This window comes from Desulfobacula sp., from assembly GCF_014237455.1.
Classification (GTDB): Bacteria; Desulfobacterota; Desulfobacteria; order Desulfobacterales; family Desulfobacteraceae; genus Desulfobacula.
On the sequence record NZ_JABZFL010000041.1, the window covers coordinates 31,984 to 49,517 of the forward strand.

General features: G+C 41.9%; 14 protein-coding genes. 7 read left to right on the forward strand and 7 right to left on the reverse strand.

Going from position 1 to position 17,534, the window contains the following annotated elements; translation table 11 throughout:
* Positions 1-20 precede the first annotated feature (20 nt).
* A complete protein-coding gene (locus HGJ91_RS06030; protein WP_291346806.1) occupies positions 21-968 on the forward strand; it encodes a threo-3-hydroxy-L-aspartate ammonia-lyase in 948 nt (315 codons plus the stop codon).
* Here the strand turns inward: HGJ91_RS06030 and HGJ91_RS06035 are convergent.
* Positions 955-3,978: a PEP/pyruvate-binding domain-containing protein gene (locus HGJ91_RS06035; protein WP_291346807.1), complete on the reverse strand. Its 3,024-nt coding sequence runs from the start codon at positions 3,976-3,978 to the stop codon at positions 955-957. The genes HGJ91_RS06030 and HGJ91_RS06035 overlap by 14 nt on opposite strands.
* A gap of 604 nt (positions 3,979-4,582) precedes the next feature.
* Between HGJ91_RS06035 and HGJ91_RS06040 the strand changes: the two genes are divergently transcribed.
* Both HGJ91_RS06040 and ctlX read left to right on the forward strand, forming a co-directional pair.
* Complete coding sequence (locus HGJ91_RS06040) at positions 4,583-5,704, forward strand: ABC transporter substrate-binding protein (RefSeq protein ID WP_291346808.1); 1,122 nt, start codon at positions 4,583-4,585, stop codon at positions 5,702-5,704.
* Between the two features lie 317 nt (positions 5,705-6,021).
* Positions 6,022-6,987 carry a citrulline utilization hydrolase CtlX gene (gene ctlX, locus HGJ91_RS06045; protein ID WP_291346809.1) on the forward strand — a complete coding sequence of 322 codons (966 nt, stop codon included), beginning with the start codon at positions 6,022-6,024 and terminating at the stop codon, positions 6,985-6,987.
* 122 nt (positions 6,988-7,109) lie between these two features.
* Here ctlX and HGJ91_RS06050 read toward each other — a convergent pair whose 3' ends face one another.
* The 6 genes from HGJ91_RS06050 to HGJ91_RS06075 all read right to left on the reverse strand — a co-directional run bounded on the left by HGJ91_RS06050 (position 7,110) and on the right by HGJ91_RS06075 (position 11,906).
* Positions 7,110-7,691 (reverse strand): mobile mystery protein B, encoded by a 582-nt coding sequence (locus HGJ91_RS06050; protein WP_291346810.1) that lies wholly within the window; start codon positions 7,689-7,691, stop codon positions 7,110-7,112.
* Complete coding sequence (locus tag HGJ91_RS06055) at positions 7,691-8,158, reverse strand: mobile mystery protein A (RefSeq protein WP_291346811.1); 468 nt, start codon at positions 8,156-8,158, stop codon at positions 7,691-7,693. The genes HGJ91_RS06050 and HGJ91_RS06055 overlap by 1 nt, the downstream gene beginning before the upstream one ends.
* A gap of 263 nt (positions 8,159-8,421) precedes the next feature.
* A complete protein-coding gene (locus HGJ91_RS06060; protein WP_291346812.1) occupies positions 8,422-8,589 on the reverse strand; it encodes a hypothetical protein in 168 nt (55 codons plus the stop codon).
* A 24-nt stretch (positions 8,590-8,613) separates the two neighbouring features.
* On the reverse strand, positions 8,614-9,819 hold the full coding sequence (locus tag HGJ91_RS06065; protein WP_291346813.1) for a class I SAM-dependent RNA methyltransferase: 1,206 nt from the start codon (positions 9,817-9,819) through the stop codon (positions 8,614-8,616).
* A 29-nt stretch (positions 9,820-9,848) separates the two neighbouring features.
* Entirely contained in the window at positions 9,849-10,739 is an 891-nt protein-coding gene (locus HGJ91_RS06070; protein WP_291346814.1) for a DUF4438 domain-containing protein, read from the reverse strand.
* A 12-nt stretch (positions 10,740-10,751) separates the two neighbouring features.
* Positions 10,752-11,906 (reverse strand): MFS transporter, encoded by a 1,155-nt coding sequence (locus HGJ91_RS06075; protein ID WP_291346815.1) that lies wholly within the window; start codon positions 11,904-11,906, stop codon positions 10,752-10,754.
* 174 nt (positions 11,907-12,080) lie between these two features.
* Here HGJ91_RS06075 and HGJ91_RS06080 point away from each other — a divergent pair, with 174 nt between their 5' ends.
* The 4 genes from HGJ91_RS06080 (at position 12,081) to HGJ91_RS06095 (ending at position 17,333) form a co-directional block, all read left to right on the forward strand.
* Entirely contained in the window at positions 12,081-13,073 is a 993-nt protein-coding gene (locus tag HGJ91_RS06080) for a YhdH/YhfP family quinone oxidoreductase (RefSeq protein ID WP_291346816.1), read from the forward strand.
* 94 nt (positions 13,074-13,167) lie between these two features.
* Positions 13,168-13,350: a hypothetical protein gene (locus HGJ91_RS06085; RefSeq protein ID WP_291346817.1), complete on the forward strand. Its 183-nt coding sequence runs from the start codon at positions 13,168-13,170 to the stop codon at positions 13,348-13,350.
* 412 nt (positions 13,351-13,762) lie between these two features.
* Entirely contained in the window at positions 13,763-14,875 is a 1,113-nt protein-coding gene (locus HGJ91_RS06090; protein WP_291346818.1) for a branched-chain amino acid ABC transporter substrate-binding protein, read from the forward strand.
* A gap of 79 nt (positions 14,876-14,954) precedes the next feature.
* Positions 14,955-17,333 carry an adenylate/guanylate cyclase domain-containing protein gene (locus HGJ91_RS06095; RefSeq protein WP_291346819.1) on the forward strand — a complete coding sequence of 793 codons (2,379 nt, stop codon included), beginning with the start codon at positions 14,955-14,957 and terminating at the stop codon, positions 17,331-17,333.
* The last annotated feature ends 201 nt before the right edge of the window (positions 17,334-17,534 follow it).

A 17,534-nucleotide genomic window follows, 5' to 3' on the forward strand; every position in this document is an offset into this window, starting at 1 on the left:
AAACTTGAGGGAGCCCACCAATGTTTAACAGAATCATCAAGGCCCGGAAGAGATTAGAGGGCTATGCCAATATAACACCCACTATGACATCCGGGACATTGAACAACCTTGTGGGTGCCGATGTTCATTTAAAGTGTGAAAATTTTCAAAAAATGGGTGCGTTTAAGTTTCGGGGTGCGTTTAACAGTATTTCAAAGCTCTCCGCCGAAGAAAAATCAAACGGAGTCATTACCTATTCATCCGGGAACCATGCCCAGGCTGTGGCCCTGGTGGGAAAGATGCTCAATGTTAAAACAACCATTGTCATGCCCGGTAACGCCCCTGCCATAAAGCTTGCCGCAACAAAAGGCTATGGCGGCAATGTAATTGAATATGACCCTCAAACCCAAAGCCGGGAAGATATTGCGTTAAAAATCCAGGAGGAACAAGGGCTGACAATGATCCCTCCATTTGACCATCTGGATGTCATCGCTGGTCAGGGAACCGCTGTTTTGGAATTATTTGACCAGGCAGCAGGCCCCCTTGATATGCTGTTAACCCCCTGTGGCGGCGGAAGGCTTTTAAGTGGCAGTGCCATTGCTGCAAAGGGTGTGAATCCTGACTGCACCGTTATTGGCGTAGAACCGGAACTTGCAGATGATGCCTGCAGGTCGTTTAAAACCGGGACCCTTCACACGGTGAAAAATCCCGCTACCATTGCCGACGGTACAAGAACCTCGTCCTTAGGAAAAATCACCTTCCCCCTAGTATTGGAACATGTTGACGATATGGTAGCGGTTTCGGAAAAAGATATTATCCATGCGGTACAATTTCTATTCTTTCGAATGAAGCTTGTAGTAGAGCCCTCTGGTGTCCTTGGCCTTGCAGCCCTTTTCAGCAAAAAGATTGCGCCCCGAAAAAAGACCGGGATTATTTTAAGCGGGGGAAATATTGATGCGAAAACCATGGGCTTTATCATGAATCAATGACCGGGATGTCATTCATTGTGTCATCCGGCTCATCGTTTTTATAGGGCATCAATACTGCCAGTGATGTCTTCCCATCCACCAGAATTTTTATAGGGTTTTCAAATTTTATATGTTTTAGATACTTTGTTGTGTTTTCACAGGCCTGGCACCTGAAAAATTCATAATCAATAAAATCATCTCCCTTATCTGATATGGTAATATAACTGATACCAAGGGAAGTGATATTCTGGAAAAAGTGGGATCCCTGGGAAGGGTCGGCCTTAATGCTTTCAATGGTGGTTTCCAGCATCACCCCCACATTTGAGATATCATTCCAGACCACGGGAATCCCCAGCCACCGGTCTGATGATCCCCACCGGCCAGGTCCAATCAAAACGTATTTTCTGTTATTTTCATTAAACAGGGCATTGATTTTGTTTATTTCTGCAGCTATTTCAATTGTTTTTCCAGAATCAAAGGTTTCAGGGTCCACATACACCACATCATAGATATCCTTATATTCACCATTTCCCAGTGACAGCGTAGAATAACAAAAAGCCTCCTTAATTTCTTTTTTTCCTATTTTAACCCTGAGATTTTGTTTATACCGCCCCATGGGCCTGATTTGAAGTAACGAGAATTGAGGGTTCCGACTCTTATCCTCCGGTAAATTAACTGCAAATTCGACTTCAACAGAAGACCCCATCCATTTGCTGCCGATTCTGGTGACCTCTTCAAGAAGTTGGGCCAAGGGAAAAGAATTGTATTTTAAAATATTGGCAAAGGTTAATACGGGAAAGCCTTTATTGGAAAAAGAATCCCTGATCCTGTTATCCTGGACATAAAAGGTGGAGGATAAAAACCTGACAATCGGATGATCGGTTGCATCACTTAAATCAAGTTTTGCAAGGGTTGAGTCTTCAGTGGAGCCGGATATAAATTTATCGGCGTCCGGAAATTCGTCGAGTTTCAGCGCATAAAAATATTTTTGGGAATTTTCAAGGATATCATCTACAATAGAAAACTGGGGTAAGAACTGGGGATATTTAGGGCAGAATCTTAAGGTCTTACCGCCTTCCATGACAATCTTTCCAAGCCCCATGGCAATATAGGAAATACCCTCTTCTGCCTTTAAATGGGAGATGGGATAAAAATTATAGGACTGGGCCACGCCTGAAACTGTAGGATAAAAAAAGTTTTTATGGACCGTACCGGTCAATTGCTGGAGAATTACAGCCATTTCCTCATCTTCGGTTCGATGCATGGTTGATTTTGCATAGGATCTTGGCGCTTTGAGGTAGGTAGAGGCATATACCAGCTTAACTGCTATAATCAGCCGTTCAAGCCGTTTTTCAAGATTTGGATGTGAATTGGGGAGCATATAGGTATTATAAAGTCCGGCAAATGGTTGATAATGCGCATCTTCAAAAAGAGAGGAGGACCGGACGGCAATGGGATATCTGACACTCTGTAAATAGGTTTGCAGGCTTTTCTTCAACCAGTCAGGAAACCTGGCTTGAAGGAATTGCTCAACAATCTGATCGTCTTCCAGTTTCTCATCAGATTCAAGAAACGTTGCCAGTTCATTTTCCTCGATAAATGTTTTAAACCCTTCCGTTGAAATCACAAAGGTCTGGGGGATACTAATGTCCACGTCCGGAAACATATCACGCAAAGAAGAATCCCGCCTTATCTGGGATGCCATAAAAGCCAGTCCCCTGGCCTTTCCGCCAAGAGACCCGTTCCCGATTTTCATAAAATCCGTATCTGAATCAAACTTTTCAGAATCAAAATCAATGATCTGCCCCTGTCTTGATCCCTTCCGCCTGGCATGAATACTCTCAACTAAAAATTTCTTCATATCCTGAGGGTCTAGAAAGTCACTGATCTTATAAGGCTTGAGCTTAAGTGCAAAATTAATTTCACTTCTGGCCATGAACCATCTTGAAAAATCATCGTTCATGGCATGATAGACAATGGATTCATCGGGAATTTCGGGCAGCAGTTTTTCAATGGCCCTTAAATCACTGGCCCTGGCAATCTCCTCCCCATTGGGCAGCCGGAAAACAAAGGCACCAAACCCGAGATATGATACAAAAAAATTCTTAATCCGGTCATTTAACGTACTTGAATTCTTATTAATAAAGACCGCCGGGATATCCACCACCTTTTCCTTATTACGATCCTCTGTACTCAGAATCAATACCGGCAGATCCGGAATTTCCTTTTTAATCTTTGTGAGAAGCTTATATCCTGCAGATTCATCCTCCACTCCGTTTCTGGGATACCGCATATCTGAAAAGACTGACAACAGGTATGGTTTATACTTTTCATAAAGGGCAATGGCCTCTTCATAATTATGGGCAACCAATACTTTGGGCCGGCCCCGCATTTTTAACAGCCGGTGTTCTTCATTAATGGAGTCCTCGATAACAGACTGGGTCTGCATCACAATCTGTTTGTAAAGCACCGGTAAAAAAGAAGAATAATGATAGGGTGAATCCTCCACCAGAATAATCACCCTGACGTTGGCATTCTTGGTATCAAAGGCAACATTCATTTCATCTTCAAAATTCTTGATAATCGCCAGCAAAAGGTCTGCATTCCCCCCCCAGATGTATGTCCGGTCAATAGCCGTTGAATGATTCACGCTAATATATTTATCAATATCGCAGGTATTATGCAGCAGCATGAAAAAGGGCAGGTCGGAATATTTTGCCTTTACTTGTTCGCCAAAGGAATATACATCCATTCCATCCAGGCTCGGCATGGCAAGAATCAAATCGAATCTCTTGCTTTCCAGCATCCCAAATGCCTCTAATGCCGAAGACACCCATGTAAGTCTCGGGGGCTTTGAAAGGTTAAGCCCTTTGTACTCATTAATAATCCTTGTTGAAAGGCGGCCTTCCTCCTCCATGATAAATGCATCGTACGGGCAGGATACCAGGAGGATGTCACCCACCTTGTTGGCCATTAATTCATGATATATTTTAAGCGTCGGTGCTTTGGTCGAACTATAGAGAGTGTCCATCTGTATGAGCCTTTGCAAATAATTGATATATATTTCAGTTCAAGATCTTTTTTGTATTAAACTATATTAAAAACAACCATAGAATGCAATGGAAGAGAGCCCCTGCCTTGCCCAAAGATTATTTAAAGTCTGGTTGAATGTGGGAAAATGCCCAGGGATGACACCCCTGACTCATACCAGCGGAATTAAAAACAACAATTTGAAAAACTCCAGATTTTGAATACATATGCTCGCTCCCGAATTTTGTAACACCCTAAGCAATTACACAACAAGCCAACGCCCAAGAGAGGCACGTACACGTTTAATTTTCAGTTTCGTTTTAACCTTGAATGCCCAAAATGTTCTCATGATTTTTATAGTTTGGTAAGTGTATGGAATATGGTAAGTATGACACACTTAGGTTGAATCTTGATTTCTATTTTATTTGATATTAATATGGATTTACTATATTCTGTTCTGTAGAGATTTTTTTCTGGTAATGGATCTTCATCTCATTTTTATCTCAATTGCTAAACATTTCTTGTTCTGGTGATGTCACTCACTATCTCGTTTAGAATAATGCTACAACAGATTGTATTTTCATAAATACATCCAGGAGGTAATTATGAAAAAATTATATATTTTCGGTATCTTGTGGTTAATCGGGATATGTTCTTTTCCTGTTATGGCAGCCGAGCCTGTTAAAATCGCTGCTATTATTGCAAAAACAGGTATTTCAGCTGAGGAAAATGCTCCTTATGTTTTAATGATAGAACTTGCTGTCGAGGAACTCAATAGTCAAGGTGGATTGCTTGGGAGACCTGTAGAATTAATTATTATTGACAATAAAAGCACACCGATTGGAGCAACTTTAGCCGCTAAAGAGGCCTTGCAGCTTCAGGTAACAGCGGTTATTGGAGCCAGCTGGAGTTCTCAAGCTTTGGCAATGGCGCCCATCCTTCAGCAGGAAGGAATTCCCATGATAACCCCGCTTGCTACCAACCCAAAAATCACTCGTGTCGGAAATTGTATCTTCCGGGTATGTTTTACCGACTCAATCCAAGGAAAAGCTATGGCACGATTTGCCTATACAGAACTCGGAGCTCAAACAGTGATTGTTTTGAAAATATTAAACGAAATATACAGTCTGACACTTGCTAAATCTTTTGTTAATTCTTTCCAGCAGTATGGTGGCAAAGTGCTTTTTGAAGGAGGCTACACGAGAAAAGCAGTAAATTTTAAAGACATTTTGAAAAAAGCACAAAATTTAAATCCTGATGTTGTTTTTGTTCCTGGATTTTCAAGAGATAGTGGGTTATTAATCAAACAAGCTGTTTCAATGGGAATAAGAACGACTTTTCTCGGAGGAGATGGTTTTGTTCAAATTCATGATTATGGAGGTAATGCAGTAGAAGGAAGCTATTATTCTACCTTTTGGCATCCTGATGTCCCATCTAAGAAAAAAAATCATTTACAGAATATATATAAACAAAAATACAAAAAAGAGAGCACCACTATAGATGCACCATTGGTGTATGATGCAGTTATGGTTTTAGCCGATGCTATTCGTCGTGCTGATTCTCTTGACCGAGCAAAAATAAGAGAAGCACTGGCTGAAACAAAGGAATTTGAAGGTGTAACAGGGCCCATCACATTTGATGAACAAGGCGACCCATTAAACAAACCAGTAGTCATTATTAAATTGGAAAAGAAGGATCAAGTGTATTTTAAAAGTATAAAACCTTAATCAATCTTTACCGGTTATGATTTTAAAAAGGCAGGACTGGCAGAAGCAATGTGAGGAGTCTACCATTGAGGAGTGGGCGAGCTTTATAACGTGAAGCCCTTGCTTTTTTAACAATTTACTAACCACCTTATCTATTGTGTTTGATTTTTCTAATTCTCAACTTTGAAATTTTTTCTGAAAGATACCAGTTTTAGCGGGTTAGCGGAACTTAAATTTAGACATTGTAGAAAGTTCAATCGGATGGTTGCAATCCATGCCCCGGCCGGGTTAAAATCAAACTGATATTTTAAATATTTAAACCCGGGACAAATAAAAATATGGAAATAAAAATTACCAGAACGGCGGATACTATCCTCATGGTCAGGCCCAAAGATTTTGGGTATAATGTAGAAACCGGGATTGACAATGAATTCCAGAACAAACCGGATATGAGCCCGGAGTTGATTAACAAAAAAGCCAATCAAGAATTTCAAGCCATGGCGGATGGCCTTCGCAGCAAGGGGATAACCGTGCTGATTCTGGAGCCGCCTATCAGCCAGGATATTACAACACCGGATGCTATTTTCCCTAACAACTGGTTTTCCACGGAACACGACGGCACCATTCTGACCTATCCCATGATGGCAAAAAATAGAAAGGCCGAAAGAAGGCTTATGGAAATAGAGAAGCTTCTTAATAAAAACGGATATATCATTCGTAACTGCATTAATGTAGGAAGGCTTGATGAACAAAAAAAGTTTTTAGAAGGCACGGGCAGCCTGATCATAGATCCTGTGGATGAAGTGGTGTATGCCGCCCGGTCCGAGCGATGTGACCCTGATCAGTTTGACAATTTTATCCGTTTAAGATTTTACCTTGAAGGGATTTTGTTTGATACAAAAAGTTCTTTGGGAAACCCGATCTACCACACCAATGTCATGATGAGTCTTGGAGAAAAATATGCTGTTATCTGTTTGGAGTGCATACCGGATAAAAAACAGAGGAACCATGTCCTTGCGACTTTAAACAAATCCTTTGATGTCATGGAAATAACCCTGGACCAGATGGAAAACCATTTTTGCGGCAATATTCTTGAAGTGAGAAACCAGAAAAATGACGCCTTTATTGTAATGTCTGAAAATGCGCGGCAGGGATTTACAAAGAACCAGAAAAGGTTTCTGGAACAATATGGGCAAATCTTAAGCTTTGATCTGACTGTCATTGAAAAAATCGGTGGCGGCAGTGCCAGGTGCATGATGGCGGAAATCTTTTCTGTCAGGGAAAAAAGAAAGACATACAACTAATCTATCAATAAAATAATTTGAGATATCGCTGAAAAATGTATTTTGCTTGTTGCCGGATGTATCATCCTATCCCGATGGGATTAAACAAGATATCCCTTAATCTCAGTTTTTTGTTCTTAATTTCAGGATCTAACAAATTCAAGCAACTGAGAATAATCATGCTCATCTGCCAGTTTTAAAGCTTTAATATATTTTTCTCTGGTTTTATTGTGGTTCGCTATACTCTGTCCTCCCCAAGAGAAAACTTCTGTGGTGAATAATTTTTCAAGAATCAAATCTGCCATAAGCCTTGCATGCCTGCCATTCCCATTCGAAAATGGATGAATGAAGACTAATCTGTGGTGAAATCTGACCGCGAATTCATCGGGAGGATAAGTATCATACTCTAACCATGCTTGTGAATCATCACATAATTTTTGTAATTCCACTGCAATCTGAATATATGGAATTCCAATATTTTTCTTGGATTTCCTGAATTTTCCTGCCCAGTTCCAGACATTGGAAAACATTTTTTTGTGAAGTTTACAAATAAATTCGATATTTAAAATATCATTAGTTTTTAGATTTTCACTCCAAATGATCGCCTGATTGATATTTTCCATTTCTAAAAAATCGAGTTCGCCACGGGTTGTAATATGTGTCGGCAAAAGCCCTTTGAGTTCTTCATAATCGAGAGGAGTTGCACCATCAGCATACTCTACCATTATTTATCTTTTTCCCACAACATAGAAGGCGAATCGATTATTTCTTCCACCATATTATTAAAAGCTTTTTTAGTATTTTTCGATGAAAGCCCTTGATCTTCCAAATTCATAGTGTGCATAAGCCTGTTCATTCGTCTTTGAGTAACAATCAAGGCTTGTTTTCTGACAGTATCGTCTAAGCTTGTCCGAGGTACAAATCCATAAACAAAAATACAATCAAGCTCATCCGCAACCCGATTCATGGTTTTAAGGGTAAGGCTTCCTGTAATCTCATCCTGCTCTATCCTGGGGATTCGAGATTTACTGACTCCAAGCCGGTCGGCAAATTGTCGCATACTCATACCCAAAGCATCTCGTATGGCACGAATCCAGCCTTTCATCGGCCTGTTTAACGGGGCAATACTTGAAAAACGACTTAAAGTGTCATCCAATTGTTCTCGAATTATTTTTTTTTGTTTTTTCTGCATATCGTTCATAATTATATATACGTCAAATAGTTATTAGTATACATATATATAAACGATTATCGATTGTCAAGACATATATATGTGTACACATAGCAGTAATTAATTCATATATATATGCACGGTTTTCGATTTTTTATTATAAACGCAAAAAAATTGGATTCTCAGTTTTTAATTTATAATCAGTTTGTTCGCATGGTGAACACCCAGTATTTGAATATTTAATTGAGCAAGGATTTACAAAGAACCAGAAAAAAGAGCCTTTGCTAATCTATTCCCATCTGTTTTTCAACTTTGGCAATCTCCTTTAATAAACTTTCTTTTTCTTCAGGTGTTAATCCTTCGGAAGAAAGCCTTTTTTGCAGCCCTAAAAGGATCATCTCCTCCCTGTACTCGGTGCAGGTATATTGTCCACTGGTTTTTGGATTTTCCATATCTCTTTAGTTCTCAAACTATTATTAATATAATTCGTATTTTACAAGTTTACCATCAAGACCGCCAATTTTCAAAGGCCGTTTCCAGGATGGGGAAAGGGGAACCCTCTTAATGTACTTAGGCTCTCCAAAATAGATAAAGGCTGTTGATTTGCTGCAGTTGTTTTTTAAAAAAAAACCAAAATTTTGATAGAACTTATTAAGATTCTGGTCTTTCCCCATTCGGATACCATAGGGAGGGTTGGTGACGATCACACTGTTTTCTATGGATTCGATATCCTGAAAGTCTTTTTGTTCAATGGTAATTTCGCTGCCAAAATGAAGTCCCATAATATTTGTTTTTACGGCATTAACCGAATGTTCAGACACATCGCTTCCGGAAATCATATTTTTTTTCAATTCCCTGAAATTATCCCGGGACTCTTTTTTAATCTGCTCCCATAAACCGGCATCAAAATCAGGCAGTCTTTCAAATCCAAACCCGGTTCGAAAAACTTGTGCCGGTATCCGGCAATACTTCATGAGCGCTTCTATCAAAAGAGTGCCTGATCCGCACATGGGATCATACAATGGTACTTTGCCATCCCATTCAGACAGATGAATAATGGATGCGGCTATGGTCTCCTGCATGGGGGCGGATACAGATTCTTCCCTGTAACCGCGTTTGTGCATCGGCCCGCCTGAGGCATCAATACCAAGGGTTGCCAGATTTTTATGAAGATGAAGATTGATGATGATATACGGCTCTTTTGCATCCACATTCGGTCTTTTGTTGGTCCTGTCCCGGAAATAATCTGCTATGGCATCTTTGACCCGCAAGCCGGCAAAATTGGAATGGGTAATTTCCGACTCAGACACATTGGCTGCAATGGAAAAGGTTTTTTTAGGCGTTAAAAACTCTTCCCATCTTATTTTTTTGGCAGCCTTATACAAATCATCCTTGTCATGACATTCAAACGTAACAAGAGGCGCAAGTATCCTTGAAACAAGCCTTGAAAAATAAGTGACCCGATAAAAATCCTTTTTGGATGCCTTGAACCATACCCCTCTGAAAACCGGTTTTAAATCATAGGCGCCAAGCTCTTTGATCTCTTTTATGGCAATGTCTTTTACACTTTCGGCAACCTGGGCAAAATACAATGATTTTTTTTCATACAGATACTCAAGCTTTGCCTGTTTTCTTGTCTTGCCTTTTCCTTTTTGAAGGATACTTTTCTTTCCTGTATTCAATTTTTTTATCCCGCCTTACTATTTTCAGGCTATACTTTTTTTGTTCCTATTTTCAAAAGATTGGCAATGTTGGCATTTGCATCGAGTACCGGTTCAATTAAAGGTGTTGAACAGGTCAGCAACGTGGCTATGCCAGGCCCATGGCCTGCGAGCAGGCAATCTGAATGAACCACAATACCGATACTGACCGCACCTTTTACAAACGCCCTGCCATAAGAATTGTCATGGTCAAGCAATGCCACAAAATCACCGAATTTGAGCCTGTCCAATTTATATTCTTTTACAGTGTCGGAATCACTGGTCATCACATCGTAATCTCCGACTGCAACATGGGCGGACCCAAGACCTGATCCCATGCACCGGGCCGGCACTACGGTTGTAACAGGCACTTTGAGTCTATTGCCTTTTATTTTTTTAATTTTCATTTTTTTCAAAAGACCGGGATCAAGATTAAACAGCTTGATATCCGGGTAATCCATCAATTTCAGGCCCTGACCTTTTGTCCGAATCATTATTTTGTCATCATAGGTCAGCTGTTTTAAAACCTTTTGGGGAAAATCAACAATCACATGCTCTGATCCGCCATGATGACCGATAACGGTTCCTTTTTCACCTTTCATATCTCCGGATACGATAATGGCCTCATTGCCTACACAGGAAAGAAGCTGGAGGGAATTATTGGGAAACTCAAAGGGTTTTTCCGCATTTGCCGAGCAACTGACACCAGGTTCTATATGGTCTCCGGCAAGTCCGAAAGCAGAATCTCCCACCTGAATATTTAAAGTAATACCGCCAATACTCGGAAGAATAAAGGGCTTGCCTTCATGATCCACCTTCCAGCCGGGCCTGATCCTGGGAGGCCCGGGTTTGCACTGCATGGCCAATACAACAAGTCTGTCTTCATTGGTTTTTAACATCATTATCTCCATATTTTAATGATACGTTTTAGTGCCAAGTTTTAATAAAAACGGAATCGCAGTAAACCCGATTAAAGCACTCACAATAAACATATTCTCAAGCCCTGCCATATCGCCGATTATTCCTGCAAGAACGACTGCAATAGATCTGGCAGCAAAAGAGACCATCATAAACAGGCCATTGGCTGCCGAAGGGTTGTGCTCTGCATTTTCCTGGATAATTGCCAGCATGACAGGGGTGGTTGAAAGGACAGTAAACCCTGTAACAGCCAGCATAAGAATTTTTAAAATCCCTGTTGAAAAAACAAAGATCAAAATGGCGACAGGTGCGACTATCAATACCCAGAACAATACTCTTTGTCTTCCCAGCCAGTCACTGAAGGTTCCCGCGCATAACACACCCGCTACCCCAAAGCCCTCATACAAGGCAAGGGCAGCACCCCCAAACCAGAGGCTTCCGGTCTCTCTTTCCACAAAGACCGTGAGAAAAACTCCCATGGACGCATGCATAAAAGATCGTGCCGTTAAAATACCGGACAAGGGAATCAGCACATGTTTAATTTCATGAAATGCCGCTTTTAAAGACCCGTTTCTTTTAATAGATGTCTTTTGTTCCTCTTTTTCAAGGGTAAAATAGAGCAGCACGGATGTTAATATGGCAAATCCCATAACAACATAAAAATGATCTTCCCCTAGAAATGATACAGCAGCGACGGCAAATATGGGCCCAACAGTTCTGGCAGATTCCCCGCCTGTCATAAAAATGCTCATGCCGCGGCCCTTTCTATCCCCGGAATACTTTGCAATCAGAACAGGTGTCGGGACATGATATACTGCCACGCTGATACCTGCCAAAAAGAGAAGAACCAGCAATACATAATAGGAGGATGCACTTAAAATAAGGCTCATGAATATGGCCGTGAACGTTGGTGAAAGGATGACCAGCCATCGAGCAAGGCCTTTGTTGTCTGCAAACAGCCCGATAAAAGGGTTTAGCAGTGCGGGAATCTGCATAACAGTAGATAAAAGTCCTGCCTGGGTTAAGGTCAGGGAGAGCTTCTCTATAATTAAGGGCAGTAAAGGCGCCAGAAAGCTGGTATACACATCATGGATAAAATGGGAGAAGGCGACAAGCGTTACCCTGCCAGTCTGGAATTTTTGAGTTTTCATCCCGGCATAACTATCAGATTTATTTGAGAAAGTAAAAATGTTTCTGCCAAACGTATTCCACCCGATTTCAAACAATTTTAAAAAAAAATGGGATATCCCATGAAATTCTGATAGATTAATATTTACAACCCCTATTAAAGTCTTCCAATCATTAATATTATAAGGATGGCGCACATGGATAATTTTTCGTACAAAGCATTGACTGTTGAAGAACCTGAAAAAAATAAATTTATTCAGCAAATTAAAAATATTAATATTAAGGACCTGCCAAAAGGAGATGTTCTCGTTCGGGTTAAGTATTCTTCCTTAAATTATAAGGATGCCTTATCCGCCACGGGAAATCGCGGTGTCACAAGGCAATATCCGCATACACCAGGGATTGATGCGGCAGGGATTGTTGAAGAAAGCCATATTGACACAGTTAAAAAAGGAGAAAAAGTCATTGTTACAAGCTATGACCTTGGCATGAACACGGCAGGAGGCTTTGGGCAATATATCCGTGTGCCCGGGGAATGGGTGGTTAAACTGCCGGAAGGGCTTAGTCTGAAACAGAGTATGGTTTTTGGAACAGCTGGATTTACGGCAGGAATGTCAATTTTTAAACTGACTCAAACCATACGCCCCGAGCATGGAGATATTCTCGTCACCGGTGCTACCGGCGGTGTGGGAAGCCTTGCTGCAGGAATTTTGTCCCACCTTGGATATTCAGTAACTGCTGTCTCCGGAAAAACAGATACCACCTTACTGAATAATCTGGGCGTTAAAACCGTCATTGACAGGAATGATTTTCTTGAAAACACGAAACCGCCCATTTTAAAACCCCAATGGGCAGGCGTCATTGATACGGTGGGAGGAAAAATTCTGGCAACAGCTATAAAATCAACGAAACCGAATGGCATCGTAACCTGCTGCGGCAATGTGGCATCTCCAGATCTGCCCATTAATGTGTTCCCGTTCATATTAAGGGGCATCTCTCTTCTCGGGATAGATTCACAGAATTGTCCCATGGAATTTCGGTCAAACGTCTGGGAAAAACTGGCCGTGGAATGGAAATTTGACATGCTTGAAAGCATCTATGATGAAATTTTTATAGATCAATTAAATGATAAAATCGAGCGCATATTAAAAGGAGAGCTGAAAGGCAGAACCCTGGTAAATTTAGATTAAATCTTTAATTTATCTTGACAATGATGACAAATTAATCTTTAATTTTTAATGGAACTCTCGTTCCAGCAATCAAATCTAAAAAAAGGAGGATATTATGACAACTCCAGCACATTGCCCAGGTTTTGAGCAATTTAAAAATTTAAAATCTTTTACCTGCAATTGCCCTAAATGCAATGCGACAAAGGAAATTTTCTCGGATGAATTTGAAAAAACCCATAAATGCGACAAATGCGGCGAGGAAATAGATTTCACCTCATGCACCTATGATGCAGGCTAATAAGCCTGTCATTACGAACCCTATAACATCCTGGTTTTTACCTGTAGTCTAATTTCCCGACTTAAATTATAAAAAACCAGGATGTTTGCTATTGAAACCGGCGGTTAAAAAATAATACTACTCTCTTGACCCGTCCTTCCAACTCATGTATCAATATCTATAATGTGCTTAAATTACGCCGTATCTTAAGTTGAATATCCAAATTTGAACATGATTTAACCCCATCCTCGAACTATCAGATGCTTCTCCTTCTTTATGCTTAAGAACTTGAAGATAATAAACATATCTAATACCTATTGAATCTTCTCGATGCTTTGAACCATCAATGGTGTAATCGCAAAATATGACAGCACACTATTGGTGGGAGATATAAAGAATCAAACGTGGCAGGAATGGAAAAACGGAGGGGGTTATGAAAACTATAATTTTTGGAAGCCTAATAGGCGCATTTATATTGATAGCTTGTGGAATTGCTGCGGGTCAGGCCGAGATTAAGATTGGTATCGCCGGGCCTTTGTCCGGCAGCTCACTCGCTATTGGTGAGCAGCAGGAAGTCGGCGCCCAAAAGGCGTTCGAGCATCTGAATGACAAAGGCGGCCTCCTTGGTAAAGAGATTGTCGTTATTTCAGTAGATGATAATTGTGAACCGCGACAAGCCAAGGCAGTGGCGCGGCAACTGGTGAGTGAAGGCGTAATTCTCGTTGTCGGGCACCTTTGTTCCGCCTGTTCCCTTGCTGTCAGCAAGATCTATGAAGAAGCCGGGATCATAATGATCACGCCAGCTTCGACCAATCCCAAGGTCACCGATGAAGGGGGACCCAATGTATTTCGGGTGATAGGCCGAGACGACCAGCAAGGAACGATCGCAGCCAACTACCTGGCCGACAATCACAGCAAAAGCAATATTGCGATCATCCATGACAGTCAGGCCTATGGTTTGGGCTTGGCAATGTTTACAAAGAGCCAGCTGAACAAACGAGGCATTACCGAAGTGATGTTAGGCAGTTACATAACAGATCAAAAGGACTACAGGTCGATTGTAGACAAACTAGTCTCTAAACAAACTGACGTTCTCTACGCCGGTGGTTATTCTGGCGATATTGGAATCATTCTGCGCCAGGCCAAAAAGGAGCTACCCAATCTTCGTTTGTTTTCCGGCGACTCGCTGGTAAATGCCCAGTTCATGTTCGTCGCGGGCGAAGCAAGTGAAGGCACCTATTTTACCTTTGGCCCGGATATGCGCTTGAAGCCGGAGGCCGGAGACGTCGTTGCTGCCATTCGGGAAGAAGATGCCTACGAGCCAGAAGGTTATACCTTGTATAGTTATGGCGCTGTGCAGGCCTGGGCACAGGCAGTTATCATAGCGGGCTCCTTGAAACCTGAAGCTGTCATTAATTCCTTGAAAACAAACAGCTTTGACACCGTGCTGGGTAAGATCGGCTTTGATGAAAAGGGTGACGTTACGGGTATCAGCACCTTTGTTTGGTATGTCTTCGACAAGGAAGACTACTCGCTGGCTAAATGAGCGGATTGAATAGTAGCTCACCCAGTTCCATATAGGTGCTGTAATCCATCGAGATGCTGACCACGGGAATTTATGACGAGTGAATGAACCATACAAATTTGCATCAATGGGTGTTCGAGGGCGGCTGCTGCTTGCGTTTCTGGGAATCTCTATGTTCTCACTGGTCGCTGCGGCCTCCGGTTTGTATTCCCTAACGCAGGTTGGTAGCGCACTCAACAAGATAACTGAGCAACGCGTGCCCGAAGCTTTGTCTTGGTTGGAGCTGTCACGGCGCGTGGAAAGTGTCGTGCACGCGGCACCTGCCTTGCTGGCAGTGAACACCGATAGCGCACGGATAGAAATTTCGAAAGAAATCACCTCACAAATTTCTCAGCTTGAGCCGTTTCTGCATCAAAGCAGAAGCTATGAGACAGAAGATGAAAAGACAGCAATGGCTAATGTCTTGAATTTGTTTGCCGATATGGCTCAAAATCTCTTAAGCCTGGATGAGCTTGTAAAAAAAAGGCTTACCATTGTCGCGTTCAAAGGAAAACGGATTCGCGACCTATCAAGGGCCAATAGTATAGCCAAGCGAATGCTGGCACCTGGTGAGCGAATACTCGATGCCCAGATGGCGGATTTGAACAGGATTCAGGAAGCGGCCGAATCAAACAAATTATCAACCGAAAAGTCAGATCTTGTGAATTCGATAATCAGCTTAATTCCACAACAAAGGGCCGTGCTTCTGGTCGACTCAATTCACAACAACCTCCTGAAAATCACAGACGCTGACACCACTGAACGGATTGATGTCTTGATATTTCCTCTGAAAAAATATCTCAAGGAACTGTATGAGGTTTCTCTAGTAGTTTCAAAACAAGCGAAAAGACGTCTGGCGAGGAAAGTCGCTTTACTTGAGGACCTGACATTCGGCCAAAAGAGTCTCTCGGAGATCAGAAAGAATGAATTGACCGTCATCGCCCAAGCCGAAGCGCTCTTGGCTGTCAACGTGAAATTGTCAAACTTTTTGACTAACAGGGTAGACTTCCTGGTAAATAGTGCGAGTTCGGATATTGAGAAATCGAACATTCAAGCTGTAGCGATCCAGGTGCTCAACCGAAATATTTTGATCGGCATCGCCGCTCTGAGTCTCTTAAGCTCTTTCCTCATCGTGTGGCTCTATGTTGGGCGTAACCTGATTGCCAGGCTAACAGCACTCAGTGATAGCATGCTCGCGATTGCCGGAGGTAACCTCAAAGCGCCTTTGCCGGATTCCGGCAGCAGTGACGAGATCGGCCGGATGGCAGAGTCTCTGGTCGTCTTTCGTGATACTGCGATCGAAGTTAAAGAAAACAATCTGCGCAACATTGAAACGGCGCGTCGAAGGCTGGTCGATGCCATTGAAAATTCATCTGAAGGCTTCGCGTTCTTTGATCCTGATGACCGTTTGGTGCTTTGTAACACCAGGTATAAGGAAATACTTTTCCCGAATACGGACATCGACATTGAACCGGGAACGGCGTTTGAAACTATCATTCGAAGATCTGCCGAAAATGGAAACATTGTTGACGCAGAGGGCCGTATAGACGAGTGGTTTGCAGATCGTATGGCGTTTCATCATGACCCTGGTGAACCAAGGATTCAGCAACGTAGTGGTGGTCAGTGGATTCTGATCACTGAACGCAAAACCGGGGATGGCGGAATTGTTGCAATTTACTCCGATATTACAGACCTGAAGCGTCGCGAGGAGGAGCTCACCACTAAGTCAAACGCTTTGGAAGAAACCAACGAGAGACTAAAAAAAGCTCAAGTACAAATCTCGAAGTACATTGATCCGCATGTGACGGAAAAAATATTTAAAGGTGAATTTACCGCTGAGTTATCTCACCAGCGAAAAAAGCTGACCATGTTTTTCTCCGATATCAAGGATTTCACCCAATTTACCGACGCTGCCGATCCTGAAGACGTGGCAAAGTTGCTAAATGAATATTTAGGGGAGATGGCCCAGATAGTTCGTACATGGGGTGGAACCATCCCGCAATTTACCGGGGACAGCATTTATGCAATCTTTGGGGCACCGGATTCAAAGGGAGAGCGAGAAGATGCTTTAGCGTGCTTACGTATGGCGTTGGAGATGCAAAAGAAAATGAAATCTATTCGAGAGAAATGGTGGAACCAGGGTGTCCAATTTCCCTTCGAAATTCGCTGCGGCATTCATACGGGTATGGCCAATGTGGGCAATTATGGTTCTGAAGGATTTATGGAATATTCAGCCATCGGCCTTAATACAAATCTTGCTTCTCGCTTGGAACAAGCCTGTCAACCAGGTGAGATATATCTATCACATGCCTCGTGGGCCTTGGTTAACGATGAGATCCTTTGCGAGGAAGTCGGCACTATTGAGGTTAAAGGGTTCCACTATCCCATTCAGACTTACCGTGTTCTACAGCCTGAAGTGGAAATAGCTCCTGAATCTTGAAATTTTCTATATCGGTCAGATTGGAGTAACTTCTCCATCATAATTGACCACCTTTGATCATTTCACTAAATTCTGATTGGGATCCATCAATACCCTTTCTTCGTTTTGATTTATGATATAAATAGAGATGAAAAAATATTTCAATTTACATGCGATTGATCTGAAATAGCAAAGAACTTGTCTTGTCTTGACAATAAAGCA

Bases quoted from the DNA above. Each gene is read 5' to 3' on its own strand.
- HGJ91_RS06075 (WP_291346815.1), bottom strand. From the start codon at position 11,906: ATGAAAACTCAAAAATTCCAGACTGGCAGGGTAACGCTTGTCGCCTTC.
- HGJ91_RS06050 (WP_291346810.1), bottom strand. From the start codon at position 7,691: ATGGTAGAGTATGCTGATGGTGCAACTCCTCTCGATTATGAAGAACTC.
- HGJ91_RS06040 (WP_291346808.1), top strand. From the start codon at position 4,583: ATGAAAAAATTATATATTTTCGGTATCTTGTGGTTAATCGGGATATGT.
- HGJ91_RS06080 (WP_291346816.1), top strand. From the start codon at position 12,081: ATGGATAATTTTTCGTACAAAGCATTGACTGTTGAAGAACCTGAAAAA.
- HGJ91_RS06030 (WP_291346806.1), top strand. From the start codon at position 21: ATGTTTAACAGAATCATCAAGGCCCGGAAGAGATTAGAGGGCTATGCC.
- HGJ91_RS06035 (WP_291346807.1), bottom strand. From the start codon at position 3,978: ATGGACACTCTCTATAGTTCGACCAAAGCACCGACGCTTAAAATATAT.
- HGJ91_RS06070 (WP_291346814.1), bottom strand. From the start codon at position 10,739: ATGATGTTAAAAACCAATGAAGACAGACTTGTTGTATTGGCCATGCAG.
- HGJ91_RS06055 (WP_291346811.1), bottom strand. From the start codon at position 8,158: ATGCAGAAAAAACAAAAAAAAATAATTCGAGAACAATTGGATGACACT.
- HGJ91_RS06090 (WP_291346818.1), top strand. From the start codon at position 13,763: ATGAAAACTATAATTTTTGGAAGCCTAATAGGCGCATTTATATTGATA.
- HGJ91_RS06085 (WP_291346817.1), top strand. From the start codon at position 13,168: ATGACAACTCCAGCACATTGCCCAGGTTTTGAGCAATTTAAAAATTTA.
- ctlX (WP_291346809.1), top strand. From the start codon at position 6,022: ATGGAAATAAAAATTACCAGAACGGCGGATACTATCCTCATGGTCAGG.
- HGJ91_RS06060 (WP_291346812.1), bottom strand. From the start codon at position 8,589: ATGGAAAATCCAAAAACCAGTGGACAATATACCTGCACCGAGTACAGG.